At 63.9% G+C, this 16,228-nt stretch carries 12 protein-coding genes and 1 pseudogene; 5 read left to right on the forward strand and 8 right to left on the reverse strand.

The genetic code is table 11. The annotated features are described in order from the left end of the window. Positions 1 to 22 precede the first annotated feature (22 nt). The 4 genes from TAMC210_RS01265 (at position 23) to TAMC210_RS01280 (ending at position 1,789) form a co-directional block, all read left to right on the forward strand. Positions 23 to 238, forward strand: coding sequence for a helix-turn-helix domain-containing protein (locus TAMC210_RS01265; protein WP_173297006.1), 216 nt, complete (start codon positions 23 to 25; stop codon positions 236 to 238). Between the two features lie 201 nt (positions 239 to 439). Further along, the gene (locus tag TAMC210_RS01270; RefSeq protein WP_173297007.1) at positions 440 to 856 is read left to right on the forward strand and encodes a helix-turn-helix domain-containing protein; all 417 of its coding nucleotides are present in this window, start codon (positions 440 to 442) and stop codon (positions 854 to 856) included. 150 nt (positions 857 to 1,006) lie between these two features. Beyond that, positions 1,007 to 1,300 (forward strand): hypothetical protein, encoded by a 294-nt coding sequence (locus tag TAMC210_RS01275; protein ID WP_173297008.1) that lies wholly within the window; start codon positions 1,007 to 1,009, stop codon positions 1,298 to 1,300. A gap of 345 nt (positions 1,301 to 1,645) precedes the next feature. Continuing rightward, positions 1,646 to 1,789, forward strand: coding sequence for a hypothetical protein (locus TAMC210_RS01280; RefSeq protein WP_173297009.1), 144 nt, complete (start codon positions 1,646 to 1,648; stop codon positions 1,787 to 1,789). Positions 1,790 to 1,906: 117 nt separating this feature from the next. On the opposite strand, the pseudogene ltrA reads toward TAMC210_RS01280, so the two are convergent. The 4 genes and pseudogenes from ltrA to TAMC210_RS01300 form a co-directional block, all read right to left on the reverse strand. Further along, positions 1,907 to 3,165 (reverse strand): annotated as a pseudogene (ltrA, locus tag TAMC210_RS01285) (group II intron reverse transcriptase/maturase). Between the two features lie 1,168 nt (positions 3,166 to 4,333). Then, positions 4,334 to 7,450, reverse strand: a complete 3,117-nt coding sequence (locus TAMC210_RS01290; RefSeq protein WP_173297010.1) for an ATP-dependent helicase — start codon at positions 7,448 to 7,450, stop codon at positions 4,334 to 4,336. After that, entirely contained in the window at positions 7,416 to 7,769 is a 354-nt protein-coding gene (locus TAMC210_RS01295) for an HNH endonuclease (protein WP_173297011.1), read from the reverse strand. The genes TAMC210_RS01290 and TAMC210_RS01295 overlap by 35 nt, the downstream gene beginning before the upstream one ends. 134 nt (positions 7,770 to 7,903) lie before the next feature. Next, positions 7,904 to 8,254, reverse strand: a complete 351-nt coding sequence (locus TAMC210_RS01300; RefSeq protein WP_173297012.1) for a hypothetical protein — start codon at positions 8,252 to 8,254, stop codon at positions 7,904 to 7,906. Positions 8,255 to 8,520: 266 nt separating this feature from the next. Here TAMC210_RS01300 and TAMC210_RS01305 point away from each other — a divergent pair, with 266 nt between their 5' ends. Beyond that, the gene (locus TAMC210_RS01305; RefSeq protein WP_173297013.1) at positions 8,521 to 9,654 is read left to right on the forward strand and encodes a DNA cytosine methyltransferase; all 1,134 of its coding nucleotides are present in this window, start codon (positions 8,521 to 8,523) and stop codon (positions 9,652 to 9,654) included. On the opposite strand, the gene TAMC210_RS01310 is transcribed toward TAMC210_RS01305, so the two are convergent. The 4 genes from TAMC210_RS01310 to TAMC210_RS01325 all read right to left on the reverse strand — a co-directional run bounded on the left by TAMC210_RS01310 (position 9,616) and on the right by TAMC210_RS01325 (position 16,196). Next, positions 9,616 to 10,278 (reverse strand): A/G-specific adenine glycosylase, encoded by a 663-nt coding sequence (locus tag TAMC210_RS01310; protein WP_173297014.1) that lies wholly within the window; start codon positions 10,276 to 10,278, stop codon positions 9,616 to 9,618. The two genes, TAMC210_RS01305 and TAMC210_RS01310, sit on opposite strands and share 39 nt — an antisense overlap. Further along, on the reverse strand, positions 10,275 to 12,296 hold the full coding sequence (locus TAMC210_RS01315) for a hypothetical protein (protein WP_173297015.1): 2,022 nt from the start codon (positions 12,294 to 12,296) through the stop codon (positions 10,275 to 10,277). Before TAMC210_RS01315 ends, TAMC210_RS01310 begins: the two co-directional genes overlap by 4 nt. Continuing rightward, the gene (locus tag TAMC210_RS01320; RefSeq protein ID WP_173297016.1) at positions 12,269 to 13,777 is read right to left on the reverse strand and encodes an ATP-binding protein; all 1,509 of its coding nucleotides are present in this window, start codon (positions 13,775 to 13,777) and stop codon (positions 12,269 to 12,271) included. Before TAMC210_RS01320 ends, TAMC210_RS01315 begins: the two co-directional genes overlap by 28 nt. A 418-nt stretch (positions 13,778 to 14,195) precedes the next feature. Next, positions 14,196 to 16,196 (reverse strand): ATP-binding protein, encoded by a 2,001-nt coding sequence (locus TAMC210_RS01325; RefSeq protein ID WP_173297017.1) that lies wholly within the window; start codon positions 16,194 to 16,196, stop codon positions 14,196 to 14,198. Between the last annotated feature and the right edge of the window lie 32 nt (positions 16,197 to 16,228).

Raw genomic sequence — 16,228 nt, forward strand, 5'->3', positions numbered from 1 at the left:
CCAAAGGAGGCAATCGGTTTTGGTGACCCTTGGAGAAAGGCTGCGGAGTCTGCGAAAGGCTAGAAACCTTAAGCGAGAACAATTAGCTGCTGCTATCGGGGTAACTCCAAGGGTAATAACCTTTTACGAAACAAATGATAGGGAACCGAGTTTAAGGGTTCTTATCGCCCTCGCCGACTTTTTCGACGTCTCCCTTGACTACCTTGTGGGCCGCTCGGACAATCCCCGGCGGCGGTAAAGTAGCTTAATGTTTAATTCCAGTTTACTCTATTAGTGTATTAAGGCAAACATAATTTCGGCTAATAGGAGAATATGTTCATGCTTTATATTCTTCTTTCTTCTTATAGCAGAATATAGCTCATACTTTCTCCTAATAGCTGATTGTATTTAGCCCTGTAGAAAGCTACACTAAAATCAGCCACTAGCGGAGTTGACGTATATGGATAATGCCGGTAGGTTAAGGGAGATCAGGGAAAGCAAAGGGTTAAGCGGCACAAAAGTAGCGGAGTTGCTCGGTATATCGCCGCAGTATTATTACGAGCTAGAAAAAGGTAAAAAACGCCTGAACGACGAACTTCTCATGAAGCTAGCGGAGCTGTACAATGTGTCAACGGACTACCTGCTTGGTCGTACCGATGATCCCCGGCCGGTAGACCAGATTACCCTTGAAGCCCAGAAGAGAATAGAAGAAGCGCTACACGGCGATGAAGAGCTCCTCGCCTTCTGGCAGGAGTTAAAGGAGCGCGAGGAGTTGCAGCTACTGTTCAAGCAAACACGACCCCTATCGCCGCTATCGATCAAGAAAATTATCAAGATAATCAAGGCCATAGAGGACGCAGAGGCCATGGAAGACTGAAGCTGCCGTTACTAGGCAGCTTCTTAGCTTATCGTCATTTTTTCGACAGGATGTGACCGAGGTGCTCTTCAGACCACGACGCAAGCTATGCCGCTATGCTTATGTTATTGTACGCACTCTCTTTGATAAAAACCTCGATCCGGGGAGATTATGAGGGCCTACCATATTTACCCCCAATTCGGGGACTTGGAACCCGATGTGGCAGCGTTTGTGTACCGCTCCCGTAAAGACAGGTTCTATATAATCATCAATGCCCGTTTAAATTGCGAAGCGCGTCTTAAGGTATTTTTCCACGAGATATACCACGTATTGGAGCATATGCCGCAGCAAGCTTATATCCTGGGCATGGACATGCAGCGCTGCGAAATCGAGGAAGAGGCGGAGATGTTTGCCAAGGAAGTAGTGGCAAAGTATATGGAAGGTAGAATTAATTATGGAGTGTAAAATACCTCATGCCCAAGTACTTGCTGGATACAGTATAATTTGCCAGCTTCTTAGCTTGGCTAAACCGGTAGAATTCCACAAGCGCTACTGGTTGCCTGGCGAGGTGAGCGCCCCGGTGACTGACAAGGATTTGATATGAAAACATGCGCATTCTCACCAAATGCTAACCACCCTATTGCGCGGCAGCGCTTTGGGACAGTTCATGAGCTAGCCCATCTCTGTCTCAGAAAAGGGGGGACTGCACTTTTGTTCCCCTGGTAACTGGTGCCATGAAGACCCTCTAGAACACAACGAAGACGATAAAACGATCTCACGATTTACGCCAGCAAGGAACAGAAAGGATTTATGCTGGCGGTGTTGGTGGGTGGCAGGTTCGGCGAGCAGCCCAAGTCGGGGCAAGAGCTTATGGAGCATTCCCAGCTAAGTGTCACCCTGGACCCGTGCAGCCACGTCCTGCTGAAGTTTAAGAAGTTGCAGCGGCCAAGCTGAACGACCTATGGCCAAAGAAAAGGTTGTTTTAGTTAGGGAAGCAGATCGAGTAGGAGGGGGCGGCTAGCCCCCGTCCTCTCACACCACCGGACATGCGGGTCCGCATCCGGCGGTTCATCAAGCTTGACGAAGACAAGAATAGCGGTCGGTTAAGCTCATGAGGCCCTGGGACTGCCAATAGGCATTGCCCAGGGCTCTATTCATTGGCCCATGGGCCATCCGCCATGGCCCTTTGCGAGCATTGGCAAATTGATGTACTACCCACTCTGGTAGCCCCAGTGCACGCAGTTCGCGGTATCTTGTCCGTACTCGCTTCCACTGCTTCCAGAGACACATGCGTAGCCTCCTCCGCATCCAGCCTTCTATCTCCTCAAAGACGCTGGGCGTTTCGGCCAGGGCAAAGTATCCTATCCACCCGCCCAAGTAGGCGTTGAGACGCTCTATACGCTCGGCCATACTCACGGGTTTATTCCGGGCAGTTATCTCCCGAATTTTCCCTTTCACCCGCTCGATGGTCTGAGGCGCCAGGCGGATAAGAATTTCTCCTGTCTTGCGTTTGTGCATGCTGAACCCCAGGAATTTCAGTTTCCACGGTCGGTCTACCGCGCTCTTTTGCTCATTAATCTTGAGCTTCAACCGCTCCTGCAGGAAGTTGCGGATACTTGCCATGACCCTTTCTCCCGCTCGTTTGCTTTTGACGTAGATGTTGCAGTCGTCGGCGTAACGGACGAATTTGTGGCCCCTCTTTTCCAGTTCTTTGTCCAGGTCGTCCAGGAGGATGTTGGCCAGTAACGGGCTTAAAGGTCCACCCTGCGGCGTCCCTTCTGCCGTCTCTATGACTATTCCGTTTACCATGACGCCTGCCTGGAGATAACGGCGGATAAGGATGAGTACCCTCTTATCCGTTACTTTTCGGGCCACTCGGGCCATGAGTATGTCGTGGTTTACCCGGTCGAAGTATTTCTCGATGTCCAGGTCCACAGCCCATTCGTATCCTTCTTCTACGTACTGCCGCGCCTTCTTTACCGCGTCGTGGGCTCTCCTTCCGGGTCGAAACCCGAAACTGCCTTCTGAAAACTGCGGTTCGAAGATGGGCGTCAATACCTGCAGGAGGGCCTGCTGGATCAGGCGGTCCATCACTGTGGGTATCCCCAGCTTCCGTTTGCCTCCCCCGGGTTTCGGGATTTCGACCCGGCGCACGGGCTTTGGTCTGTAGGTTCCCGCGAGCAGTTCTCCCCGGATGCGCGGCCTTGTCAAACGCGTATTTGGTCCCGCAACCCTTCGGCCGGGATGCCGTCCACGCCGGGCGCGCCTCCGTTCCGCTCTACCCGCTTTAACGCGGCCAGCATGTTGCTCCTTTCCACCACCTGCTCCATCAGGCCGCTACCTTGGCCTCCGCGAGGTGACGTTCCGCTTTGTGCCGGAGAAGAACTCGGCCCTCCCGCGGTCCCCCGTGGCTTCACCACTTCCTCCCGCGGACAGGCCCCTTGCGGGGTTTTCTGCTGTCTTCGTCCTTCTCGCGAACGCATCGGTTTCACCTCTGACTTGATGTTCGGGCCTTCCCCTGGTGTTCATGACCCCCTGGGTACTATGCCCTCTGCTGACTCCTGCCGGTTCAGCCGTGCCTTCCGACACGGGTTGCCAGCTTTCCCTGGCTTATCCGGCAGGCCTCCCCGGGTAAGAGCGTTAACCTTCGCCCCGCGCCCGCCCCATCTACTCTACCGCCCCTTGGCAGCCTGGGATTTCGCTGTGTGTTGCCAGCTCATCCGAACGGTCTAGCCTCCTATGGGGTTCTTGTTCATCGGGCCGTGGCTTTGCCTCCGGCTTCCTTCGAATCCTACCTCGCGGTAGGCACCCTTGCCTTTGGCTAGCAGACTGTGCTGCCTCGCCTGCAGCGGACTTTCACCACCAAGTTAACGCCCATGCCGGGCGCACAACCTCGCAAGAGGCCGCCGGGAATTACCCCGGCGGCCTCACGTTATCCACAGGTAGGGGCGCCGATCGTACTAGGGTTGTAGTAAATCGCTTTTTGGGAGTAGCCACCCAAGGCCGCAACCCATTGTCATATCTGGTGGAGCCAGGGGGAGCCGAATCCCTGACCTCTTGAATGCCATGCACGCTAGGGCCATTTCAAGAGTTCCGCCAGAATTTACTTGGTGCAGAAAAACCTATTAATAATTTCAAGGCTCCCCAGCCAGGGACATTTTGTCACGTCCCTAGAATTCCGCCCCCTCCGGCAAATGTGAACAACTTTTTGGCCAACCAAAGCTCTTTAAACATTTACCACCACGTGCCCGAGGGTTGTGACGATCAGCCACGCCCCCAGGCACGTGGCGGGACCCCGCTGACGGCCGGAAGGCCGGGCAGCTCCCGCGGCCAAAAAACTAAGTCAGACCAAGGTTATTTGCATGGATACCAGGGCGGTTATTACATACAGTGCCCGCGCGATCGGACCCCGCCGTACCGGGCACGGCGCTCAAAGGCACGCGGTCCCCGGCGTAAGGCGCTAGGTCCTTCGCGCGATCCCCCACCCGAAGCTTACGGCTACCGCCGCCCTCCCCGGGCGCCTTGCCCCGACCCCGGACCGCAAAAGCCCCGGAAGTCGCATGCCTTGCAACGTACCAGAGCCTCTCCGGCGGGCCCGGCGTTGAACTCCCTCCGTTTGATACGGCGCGCCGTTTCCACGAGCGTCTGCCGCGCGGCGTCAAGCGCCGCGTCGTCCAGGGCCACCGCCACCTCGCGGCGGGCCGGGTCGACCTCGCCCAGGTACCTGATCAAACCGCGCTCCGGCTCGTACTGCAACTCCCGCCTGGCGGCAAGCCCGTAGAGGGCAATCTGCAGCCGCATCTCCCCTTCATCCAGGCCGGACGCGGCCTCCGATTCCGGCCCCTCCCCGGACTTGAAGTCGATGAGCGTTACCCGCGGCGGGTCGTCGAGCCGCACGAGGTCTACCGCCCCGGAAACCAGTACCTGCTCCTCCTCGATCAGCGTTTCGAACTCACGCTCCGGCTCGTACACCAAGCGCTCCAGCTCGTGCGCATACGTCATAACATAGTCGGACACCACCTCGGCTCCCTTTCGACGCATGTTCTCGGCCGGCTCGCCGGTCGTGTAGCGGAGGTAAAACAGGCCCCGACGGACGAGCTCTTCCACAGCGGTGAGGACCGCCCCCGGGTCGGAGGCGAGGCCCGCCCATTTCCTGGGGTTCGCGTGCACCTCGCGCAAGAGGTTGTGGATCCCCCTGCCGTAACCGAAGGCCTGACTGATGCTAGGTGCAAAGCCTAGGACCTTGCGGAAGTAAAAATCGTGCGGGCAGCGCAGAAAGTAGCAGAGGTCGGTAAAGGAGGTGGCCAGCCGGAACTCGCGGCGCGCCTCCGACCTCAGGTGGCGGATGCCCTGGGGCACGTCGGTCTGTTCGACGACCCCACCGACCTCGGCGACCAGCCGCGCAATCTCGCGGAAGAAGCGCGACCGGCGCTTCCCCGAGCAGGTGACGAAAAGGTAGCGCTCAGCGCGGGTCAGCGCCACGTACATGAGCCTGCGCTCGTCGTCATAGTTTTCGTTGTCCGCGAGGGCGGCGGGATTTATGCGCTTAAGTATCGGGCCCTCGAAGGGGAGTTCTTTCTCATGTCGCGCTAGCCCGCTGGGGAACCTGTTCGCGCAGACGTCCGCCAGGAACACCGCGGCGAACTCCAGGCCCTTCACCGCGTGAACGGTGGCGATGGTTACCGCGTCGGGCGGAACCAGAAGGGGCGCCTCCTCCGTGCGGGCGTTACGCGCGCCCCACTGGCAAAGGCCGATAATTTGGTTCTTGAGATCTCCCGGGGACGTCCAACCCGGCGTCTCGATCCCCTTGATGAGGGTGCTGAACTGGCCGAGGTGGAACATGACCTTCCGCCCTCCGGCCGACCCGTCGTCCCATCGGGCCGCCCCGGCCTCCTCAAGCAGGAGGTGGTAGAGTGTCTGCGGGAAGACGCGGCGGACCGAGCCGTCCTGCGAAAGCCAATCTCTTAGACGGCGGGCCCGCAGCCGGCCCGCCTCCTGCGGCGAGGGAGGGTCGCCAGCCCGGAGGCCCAGCCTTCTCCCGATCAGGTCGGTCGCCAGAAGCAGGCGCTCCTCCGCGTCCTCATCGAGAGGCAGGCCAGCACGGTGCAGCGCCGCGCAGGCGGCCCGGAGTACCGCCTCCGGCTCCGGTGGGCACCCCAACACGGCCCGGATCCGCGAGGGAAGGCTCTTCGGGTCGTGCGGAGCCCCCATGAACTCATCCATACCCACCGCGCGGGCGAACGCCGCCGTGAACAGGAGTACCTCCGGCCGGGAGAACAGGTCGGGACCGGCACGGAAAACGGCCGGAACCCCCCGTCTCTCCAACGCTTCCATATAGGTCCGCGCGTCGGTGGAGGAGCGCACCAGAATCGCCACGTCGGCGTAGCAGATGCCTCGCCCGCCGTCCTCCGCGTCGTGGAACGCCCCTACGCCCTCCTTCTCCTTAACCAACAGCGCGATCCGATCGGCAATCCACGCCGCCTCCTCCTCCCGGGAGGGAAAGGCCACGACGGCCACGTGCGTCCGGTCCTCATCGTTTCGGCGTTCGTTCCCCGGCTTCATCGGAGGGTTGCCCAGCCCGCCTACGGCCCCGATCGTGTCGGCCCAGGCGTTCGCAAGGGAGACGATTCGGGGCGTCGAGCGGAAATTCTCCTCCAGCTCCACCACCTGGCCGTCGTCCGCCGCCCTAAGCTCCTCGCATAGCCTTGCCATCAACTCCACCCTGGCCCCCCGCCACGCGTATATAGCCTGCCGGTGGTCGCCGACCGCCATAAGGTGTCCGGCGTCGCCTACGATGAGGCAGACCAGTTGATCTTGCACGGGGTTGAGGTCCTGCACCTCGTCCACCACCACGTGGGTCAGCCGGGAGCGAAGGGCCGCGAGGGCCTCTCCGTCCCGCCGCAGCAGGCGCAGCAATTCCGACTGCGACGTGCTGAAGTCCAGGAACCGGCGGCAGCGAAGGTAGGCGTAGTAGCGAGCGGCGGCGTCCGCGAAGGCGCGGGCAAGGGGGCCGGACCCGACGTCGGTGAGGAGCCGGGCCTGCTTGCACCAAGCCGTCTCGGAGGCCTGGTCGAAAGGCGGAGCCGACGGCAGCGCCACCTCCAGCTCCCCGTACTCGTTAAGCAGGTCGTAGGCCTCCAGAAACAACTCGACGGTTTGATACTTCGGCTTGCCGGTTCTTTCTTCCAGGGCGTTCAATCCGAGCACGTCGTAGTACCCGCGCTCCACCAACGCCGGGCGCGCCGCCTCGTCGAGGACGTCGAAGTTGTGGTACTCGGTCGGCCGCAGCTCGCGCAGCACCTTCAGGCAGAACCCGTGTATGGTTCCGACGTACATGCCTCCGAGCGTGGCGTCCTCTCCCGGAGGGGTGACGCGGCCGATGTGCTGCCGAATCCGGAACTTCATCTCCTCGGCCGCCCGTTCCGTAAAGGTGAAGGCGGCGATGGCGCCCTTGGACACGCCCTCGACGGCCGCCCACCAGGCCACGCGCCGCGCCATGACCTCTGTCTTGCCGGATCCCGCCCCAGCGATTACCAGGAGGCGGCGCTTCACCGACGAAACGGCCTCCTGCTGCCGCGGCTTAAGCCCCTGCAGCAGGATTTCTCGTGGTTGCATCTCCGCCCGTCTCTCCCTTCCTTTCGGACTTTACCCCGCGTGCGGCCCTCACGATCTCCCTCAACTCTTCGAGCCCCAGTACCCTGTCCCTCCTGCGGTGGACCATACGGTGGCAGTTCGCGCACAGGACGGTCAGGTCCGCCCGGGGGTCCACGGCGGCAGGCCCCCCGAGGGCGCTCACGGGCTTGAGGTGGTGGACCTCTATGTAGCCCCGGCCTCTTTCGCCGTACGCCTCCTCGAAGTCGAACCCGCAGGCGAGGCACCTCGTTCCGTGCAGTCTTATCGCCGCGCGCCGTAGCTCAGGGTCCCGCTCGTACACGTTTACGTATTGCCTTTTAGGGCTGCCTTCGACGTACGTTTCGGCTTCGAGCGCATCGACGTCCTGGACCTGGAGCGATAGGTCGCTTGCGAAACGGGCCGTGAAGCGGGTCGGCCGGGTTCCCTCATGGGCGACTACTCTACGGGGCCGTAGTAGCGGAAGGCGGCTCCGGCCTCTTTTCCGTACGCATACTTCGAGGGCCTGTAGAAGAGGAGCAGCTCGTACCCGGTCGCCCTGCTATCGATGATCAGCCCGTCGGTCTTTCCCGATAGCTGACCGTCGAAGTACACGTACTCCCCCTCGATGCGGTCTTTGTAGGGCGTCCGATCCGCCTGCTTCTCTCCGGTAAGGAATATCCAGACCGAGTCGTGGCCCGAAGGCTTAAAGATACCGTTGTACAGGGCGGCGTCCGTGATGCCGAACATCCTTTTCAACCGTTCCCTGTTGTACAGCCCGCCTATCACCAAGTGCTCCGAGGTTTTCACCGTAACCCTCCTTTCACGTATCGCCCGCCGACGGCCGGGCAAGCCGTCCCCTTTCGGCAACCCGACCCGGCTGCGTGACCCCCTCGGGCCGCAGCCCACCTCGCTCCCCGCGGGGCCCACGCAGATCGGGGTTCCGGCTACCACGTGTGGGGCCGCCCGTGCGCCCGGAAAATTACTCTTGAGGGCCCCCGGTTTCTTCGGTAGAATAATCGGGAGAGCACGAACGGGGCGGCCCGATTACTTTCTCAAGAAAGGGAGGGCGAATCTTGGGTAGAAAGCGCCTGACTGCGGTGGACCTTTTCGCCGGAGCTGGCGGCGCGGCCCTGGGGCTGAAGGCCGCCGGGTTCGAGATCCTCGCGGCCCTCGAGATAGACCCCGACGCCGCGGCCACCTACGAGAGGAACATCGGCGTGACCCCCCTGGTCGCCGACATCCGCCTGGTGGATCCGGATGCCTGGCGGGACCGCCTCGGGCTGGCCCCCGGCGAGCTGGACCTGATGGTCGGCTGCCCGCCCTGCCAGGGCTTCACCCGCCTCCGGGGACCGAAAGGCGCCTCCGACCCGCGCAACGAGCTGGTCGACGTCTTCGCCCGCTTCGTCCGCTCCTTCCTGCCGAAGATGGTGGCGTTTGAGAACGTACCGGGCCTCATCAAGAGCACCCACGGCCGCGCCTACTACGAGCGGCTGATCGCCGCCCTCGAGGCCGCCGGGTACGAGGTGACGGAACGCGTGCTGGACGCGGCGGACTTCGGCACGCCCCAGCACAGGCCGCGCCTGGTGGTGGTGTCCGCGCACGGGCGGAAACCCCCTCTGCCGGAGCCGACGCACGGCGCTCCCGACGACCCCGAGGTCTTGGCGGGGCGGCGGAAGCCCTGGCGGACCGTAAGGGACGCCATATCGCATTTTCCGCCCTTGGCGGCGGGCGAGAGCTGCCCCAACGTCCCCAACCACTCCGCGTCGTCGATAGGACCGAGGGTCCTTCGTTTCATAGAGATGGTCCCGCGCAACGGCGGCAGCCGCCGCGAGGTGCCGCGGGAGTTCTGGCTACCCTGCCACCTGACGCACGACGGCCATAAGGACGTCTTCGGCCGCCTCGCCTGGGACGAACCGTCGTCGGTGGTCGTAACGTCCGGGTGCATCAACCCCTCGAAAGGCCGCTTCGTCCACCCCGAGCAGGACAGGGCGCTCACGCCGCGCGAGGCTGCGGCGCTGCAGGGCTTTCCGGATCACTTCGCATTTTCCGGCGGCCGCCTTTCGGTAGCCTCGCAGATAGGTAACGCCTTCCCGCCGCCGCTTGCCGAGGCGGTCTTCCGCGCCGCCGCCGCCTTTCTGCGCCGAGGCGCGCGGGACGATGCGCGGAGCTCAACCCGCCAGCAGGGCGGAGCCGCACAGATCGCCTAGAGGGCACTCCCCGCACCGTGGCCTTCTCGGCCGGCAGACGTGCCGCGTGAAGTCGATCAGCCGCCCGGGCTCGGGCCCGCCCTCGGCCGGACCCAACCGGGCCACGAGGCTCCTCAGAGTCGGGCTTCCCTTTGTGGGATGGCCCGACGGCAGGCCGGTCAGCCTGGAAAGGAACCGGAGCACGTTGACGTCCGCCGGCACGACCGGGCGGCCGAACGCGAAGGCGGACACCGCGGCCGCCGTATAAGGACCCATCCCCGGAATCTTTTGAAGCTCGCCCGACTCCTCGGGCAGCCTACCTCCGTACCGCTCCACCACGTGCGCCGCGGCCCGCTTCAACAGCGGAACCCTCTTCCTCAGCCCCAGCGGCGCCACCAGAGCCGCCAGTTCGCCCTCGTCCGCAGCCGCCAGCGCCTCGAAAGAGGGGTAGCGGCGCAGCAACTCCTCCCACACCCTTGCGACAACGTCGGCCCGGGTGCGGACCAGCAGGAACTCCGCGACAAACACGGCATAGGGGTCGGCCTCCGTCCTCCACGGCGGTGGCTCGCCGAAAGGGCCGGAGGCCGCCAATCTGGCCGCGGCCGCGGATACCAGGGCCGCAAGACGTTCGGCCTCGCACGTCATTTCCCCGACCCGTACCTCCTCTTTATCTCAGCAACGATCTGGAGAACCTTGGCCTCCACGCTCCTGCCGTACTCGCGCGCCGTGAACGAGGCGGCCACATGCGCCTCCTTGACAGCCGTCGGGACGATGCGCGGCAGGGCGCTCCAGAGGTCGCCCGTGGCGTCGGTTTCGACCGCGCCCGGCCGCGCCAGCGCCGCCAGCACCCGGGCCACGAGTTTCCTCTCGCCCGCCTCCCCGGGCCCGCCCAGCGCCTCGAAGTCCACGGCCGGAGGCAGTACCTCGAGGCGGGGGAGGGAAAAGGGCGCGTCGGGCGGAGCCTGCGCGGGCAGCGCGAAGAACATCAGCACGCCTATCCGCTTGCACAGCTCCTTAAACACCGTGTATTGGTCCTGTGTCAACGGCCTGCGGGCGCCCTCGTAGAGGGCGTCCCTGCGACGCCGTGCCTCCCTCTGCACAAACAACACGTCCCAATCCTGCATGCTCTTGTAGTCGAGCGGGCGCACCCCGCCGTCCTCGGTTTCCAGCAACGGAGGCATGCCCAGGCCCGATATGTCCGCGAAGCGGCGCAGGGCCCGGAAGGTAACCGGGACGGCGCCACCAGCTCCGGCCGCCTGCCGCGCCGCGGCGAGCAGTGGCCCCGCAAGCGCGGTGTCGACGCAGCCGAGGCGCAGGACGGCCTCCTCCTCCACCTCCTCTCTTCCCGCCTTGAAGCGGGCGTACCAGAGCACCAGGGGCGAGAGGTAGGGCAGCTCGGGCGACTTTACGACCCCCGCGTACACCGGCCTGGCGCCCGTGCCAGCCACCCACAGGAATACCGCGTAGAAGGCCTTCAGGTTCCGCCTGACCATCTCGCCGTAGAAGGTGTCGTCCTCGTAATCGTTTATCTTGTGGTCTATGGGGAGGATCCGGCCGTTCCTGAACACGACACCGGGCTCCGGCGGCAGCCCGGTGTCGGGGTGGGCCTGCCACCGCGCCGTGCCCCGCATAACCCTCTCGTCGTGAAGGTAATGCCGTAGGTCCATCGCCACGGCCCGAGTGTGCCGCCACCTGGACTCCCCGAGCACGGCGGCCCAGCGGGGCGGTAGGAGCAGGCCCTCGACCGCGGCGGAGTCCTCGTCGTAGGCGAGGAGGCGGTCCGGGTCGACGTCGTAATCGTGGAAAGCCCTCGCGGTGTTGAAGTCCACCAGGGCCGCTGCCGTAGCGGTAAGCACCGCCAGGCCGCCGAGGGCAGCGGGGCCGTAGAGGGGCGAGGTGGCGATGTCGAATACGGAGGCGTCCGTCGCTGCCGTCGCGTCGACATTGCCCTCCGGGGCCATCAGCTCTATCACGGCGTCACCGTAAACCCTCTCGCGAAGGACCGCGTTCAGCGCCGACCGGTCGAGGCTCACGAACCGATCGTCGGGGGCGGACGGGTCCGCGAAGGCGGGGTCGGAAGGGTCCGTCGCCCTGAAGACCCGGCGATCGACCCCGAAGACCTGCCTGAAGTACCGCTCGACGAAAGTCCTGAGAAGCTCCCACCGGGCGCGGGCCCTTCTACGGCGCTCCACGCCGTCCGCGCGCAGTAGCTCGCGCCTGCTGCGGCGCATCTCCTCCGCTGCCCACTCGGCCATCTCCGCCAGCAGGGTCCGCGGGCTTTCCCGGAGCAACCTCGGCGCCACCGCGGCGGCCGCCCGCAAGAGGTCCGCGTCCCTGGCCGCGTCCCAGGCGACCTGCCCCAGGACGCCGAACTCGCGCTCCACCGCCTCCCTGGGGGTGGGGCGCACGACGTCCCCCCTCTCGGCGTACTCCGAGGCTACGTACAGGCGCGCCCTCCGCCCTCCGCCTGCCGGCGGAGGGCCCCAGCGGGCCACGACCTCCCCTTCCTCGACCAGGCGCGCCAGTTGCCTCCTCACGGTTGCCTCCGACGCGCCGGGTCGGGCGCCCTCCTCCACCCTCGCGGCGACCTCGGCGGCGGTAACTCCCTCCCGGCCAGCCGCCCGCACGATCTCCGCTATTTGCCCCTTGAGGTCCTCGACCATAGCTCCACCTCTGCCTTCAGGTCGGGCGTCGGCGCCCCGTGCGTCGTGCGCCTCCGCCTGACCTCCACCATCAGGGTGTGGCGTACCAGCTCAGCCCCGCCGGATAGAACCGCCACGCCCTGCCCGAGCTTGGGTATCCTCTCCCTCATCTGCTCCGGGGCATCCGCGAGGAAGCCCGACATCGCCCGCAGGTCCTCGCCGTCGAGGGCGAAGATAAGCCTCGTGTTGCAAAGGAGCATTACCTGCCGGTCGATGCCCAGCGGGCTCTGCGACACGAGGACCACGCCGACCTTCATGTGGCGGCCCATGCGGACGAACTCGCGGATGACCGCCGTGGAGGGCGATTCCCTTCCTCCAGCCGGGAGGAACAGGTGAGCTTCGTCGAGGCCGAAAACGAAAGGCGGCACTTCTTCCCGCAGCCGCCTTCGCTGGAGCATGCGCGCGGTGGCCGCGACCACGATCTCGCGCTGGGACCTTTTGAGGCCCCCGAGCAGCACGTTGACGAACCGATAGCGGCGGAGCAGGTCGGACCAGTCGCCCAACTCGCCTATTATGGCGTTTTGGCGGATGCCGTAGCCCAGCCGGCGTATCGCCCTGTCCACCACGTCGGCGCGCTGGGCGACGGCGGCGCCCACGCGGCGGATCTCGTCGGCCAGCTCTTCCCAGGTCCACACCTCCCGGCGCTCCGAAAGATCTATATACGCGTCGACGATGAGGTCCTGGTGCGCCTGGGTGAGGTTGGGCTGAAGCGAGAGAAGCTCCGACTCACCGAGGGCCCAGAGCGGAACCTTGTAGTCGACGCCCGGGACGAGGTTGACACCTCCCAGCTCGACCGCGGCCTCGGCCATCTCGCCGTTGGCGTCGAAGTTGACCTGCGGGATCCCGTGCCGCGCGATCTCCTCGGCCAGCACGCCCCGCGCGTAGCTCTTGCCGGTGCCCGGCCGGCCGACGATGAGGATGTGGCGCGGCAGTGCGGACCGCGGGAGGACCACCGCCGCGTCGGCGCCGAAGGCGCGTCCCAGCTCCAGGCCCTCCCCGGGCGGCGGAAAGCCGAGCAGCGCCTCGGCGAGGGCCCCGGCCAGGGGGACGACGGGTTTTCCCGTCTGGGGAAGGTTGGCCGGAGGTTCGACCGCCACCGACACCGGGGAGCCCTCGAGAACCGCAACCTCGCCCAGCACCTCGAGCTCCGCCACGCGATGCAGGAACAGTGAGTCGTCTCCGCGCCGCATTGGCATGTCAAGGTGCAAGGCCCCGGCCTGCTGTAGGCGCGAAGGCGCGGCGTCCTCGTTGCTCTCGTAGCCGCTTACGACCCTGCCGTAGTGCGCACGCCTGCCGTCCGGGTCCGGAACGGCGTAGAGCCCGTTCAGGACGACCTTTTTCCCGGGGCTTATCACGAAGGGTATCGTGTCGAAGGTGGGCCCGGCGCCCGGGCGCGGCGAGGCCGTGTACCCTACCGGCTCGACGTCGAAGACGCCCTGCATTCAGTTGAACCCCCCCGATGAAATTTTCATCGATATTTTATACCAAAAATTCAAGGGTGGCAAGCCCGCGCCCGGCGCGTCGTCGACGCAATCGACCTCTACCGTGGGTGTAGCTATCGGCGGCACAAAAAAAGAGAGACACGCCGCGCTTTCGGCCGGGCCGACGCGGTCTCTCCTCTGGCTCATCACGAGAGGGCCGGTAGGCCAACCGATAAAGAGGCGGGTCGGCCCGCCGACCGCGCCCGCACGGGGCCACCGTAAAGCGCCGAGAGATTTCGGCTTTTTGCCCGTCGGGCGAGACCGTACGCGCGGGCGAACCGGCGGTAGGCCGCGTGGCAGCTTCATCGAAGCCCCCGACCTCCTTTTTCTCCCCCCGCCCGGGCCCTCTGGCCTAATCCCGGCGCGTCGGGGGCCCGGATCAGCCCGGCGACGCGGCCCCGGCCGCGGCCTCGGAGCAGCCCGGCCGCAGCGCCTGCAGTCGCTCGTCGTCCGGGGCGCGCAATCTCAAGACCTCCAGAAATTCCTCCCATTGGGCCGCGGCGCGGGCGAGCAGCGTCTCCCATTCCATAGCCCACATTCCGCTTGACGATAGGTCCTGTAACTTAGATAAGATGTCCGGCTTCTTGCTTAGCCCGTCGGCGATCAGGTAGCCGTTTGCAAACTTGAACGGCCCTCCGGTATCGGCTGCCAGCTTCGCTCTTACCGCGCGAACGTACCGCTCGAATCGGAAAATATGATCCCAATCCGCGGTCAGGCCAGGGCGCATGAATTCGACGATTGCCAGTTGGTCGCCGCTGCCCAGCGCCAAGTCTATCCGCCCCTGCCAGTCCTCGTCTGCTTCCATACCCACCTCGGCGGCGACATCCCTGAGAAGCTTCTCTATCCGTCTCTCCCGCCTGAAGGTTTGCATCTCCGGGCCGAAAAGCCAGGGGTTGTCGGCAATATAATTTCTTATGTCGGGCTCCTTGTCCCGCCTGGCTATCCGCTCCTCCAATCCCTTGATGATGAGCAGCTTAGTTTTCACAACCTCCGCCGTATGAAGCGCCGTTAGGACGTTGGCCTCGAGGAGTATTTCCAAAAACCTCGCCTCGCTCATGTCCGGGCTTTCGGCCAGCTCGCGAATCAGCTCCTTGAGCCTGCCCCCCTCCCAGGCCGTGAGAACGGCCTCGCCGATTTCTTGAAACTGCTCGTCGCTTATGGTCGAAATGCGGGCGAGCTTGTTCAGGGCCTGCTTGATAACTTTTTGCTCGCTGCTGGGAAGCCGCGCCAGGCGCCGGGCAAACGGCGCCAGCCGTGCCTCTATGGCCTCAAGCCTCTTCTCGGCCCGCCGATCCCTCCAGATCCTTAGGAGGCTCTTGACGCGCTCCCGCCCCCACTCGAGCACCAGCTCCGTCTCGGGCAGCTCCCAATTGATCCTCTGCCTCTCGGTTGCGGTCACGTCCGTTGCCAGATCGTCGAGGAAGTCCGCCTCCACCTGGCCGGAAAGGTATTCCATGCCCTGTTGGCCGCCCAGCCCTCCGACGAGGTTAAAAAAGAAAGGAGTCTGGGCGAGCTTTCCCCGGATGAAGACCGCCACGCCGCGCAGCTCTTCCTCGTCGATGGGATCTTTGTAGAAGAGAAAGCGCCAGCGGATCTTGCGCTCCCCTAGCGGCTCCTCGCCCCAGCCGGTCTCGGGCTCGATCCTGATGCCCTCCGGCCTTTGGTCGTCGCGGTAATCCCTCGGAAAGACAAACTCTACCTTCTCCGCGTCCTCGCCTTCCGGAAGCGGCCTGCCGTTGACGAGCACCTTAAAGTCCGCAACGCGCTGATGAAGGAGGAACCTTCGGGCCATGCTCCTCGCAAACGCGTCGGGGGCGGGTCGCTTTGCCAAGGTCAGGCGCCTCAGCCTTATGGCCGTCCCGTGTGCCTCCCTTGCGCGGTTTTCGTCCGGCCCCTCGTACTCGATCACCTCTACGTCCGCAGGCGGCGCCACGTAATCGCCGTCGGACTCCCCGCGCAATTTCGTTATGTCCAGCTCGAAGACCGTTTTTTCGCCGGTTACCTTGCTGACCGTCTCGATGCGGATTACCCCCGCGATTCCGAAGCCGGCAAACTTGCCTATCCCTTTTCTCCCGAGGAGCGGGCGCTTTTTCTCGAGGGACGTCCCGCCGTCCTTTTGCCTGCGATCGTACCCTACCTTCAGGTACCTCTCTTGGCAATCCTCGAACGTCATGCCAATGCCGTTATCTCTGATCACGATCTCGGCCTCCGGACCCAGCTCGGCCGGTAGGGCAACCGACACTTCCTCGGCGTCCGCGTCCCAGGCATTGGCTATCAGCTCGGCGATCGCCGCTACGGGGCTCTGGTACATTTGTATGCCGAGGTGATCGATGATCCGCCCGTGGAAGCTCAGGCGCAGTCTCTTGGCCTCTTCGCTCACGGAAGTCACTGCCCCCTCAAAGTCGGTCTCTT

This window comes from Thermanaeromonas sp. C210 (assembly GCF_013167955.1).
Classification (GTDB): Bacteria; Bacillota; DSM-521; order Neomoorellales; family Neomoorellaceae; genus UBA12545.

Bases quoted from the DNA above. Each gene is read 5' to 3' on its own strand.
- TAMC210_RS01315 (WP_173297015.1), bottom strand. From the start codon at position 12,296: ATGGTCGAGGACCTCAAGGGGCAAATAGCGGAGATCGTGCGGGCGGCT.
- TAMC210_RS01270 (WP_173297007.1), top strand. From the start codon at position 440: ATGGATAATGCCGGTAGGTTAAGGGAGATCAGGGAAAGCAAAGGGTTA.
- TAMC210_RS01290 (WP_173297010.1), bottom strand. From the start codon at position 7,450: ATGCAACCACGAGAAATCCTGCTGCAGGGGCTTAAGCCGCGGCAGCAG.
- TAMC210_RS01280 (WP_173297009.1), top strand. From the start codon at position 1,646: ATGCTGGCGGTGTTGGTGGGTGGCAGGTTCGGCGAGCAGCCCAAGTCG.
- TAMC210_RS01275 (WP_173297008.1), top strand. From the start codon at position 1,007: ATGAGGGCCTACCATATTTACCCCCAATTCGGGGACTTGGAACCCGAT.
- TAMC210_RS01320 (WP_173297016.1), bottom strand. From the start codon at position 13,777: ATGCAGGGCGTCTTCGACGTCGAGCCGGTAGGGTACACGGCCTCGCCG.
- TAMC210_RS01310 (WP_173297014.1), bottom strand. From the start codon at position 10,278: ATGACGTGCGAGGCCGAACGTCTTGCGGCCCTGGTATCCGCGGCCGCG.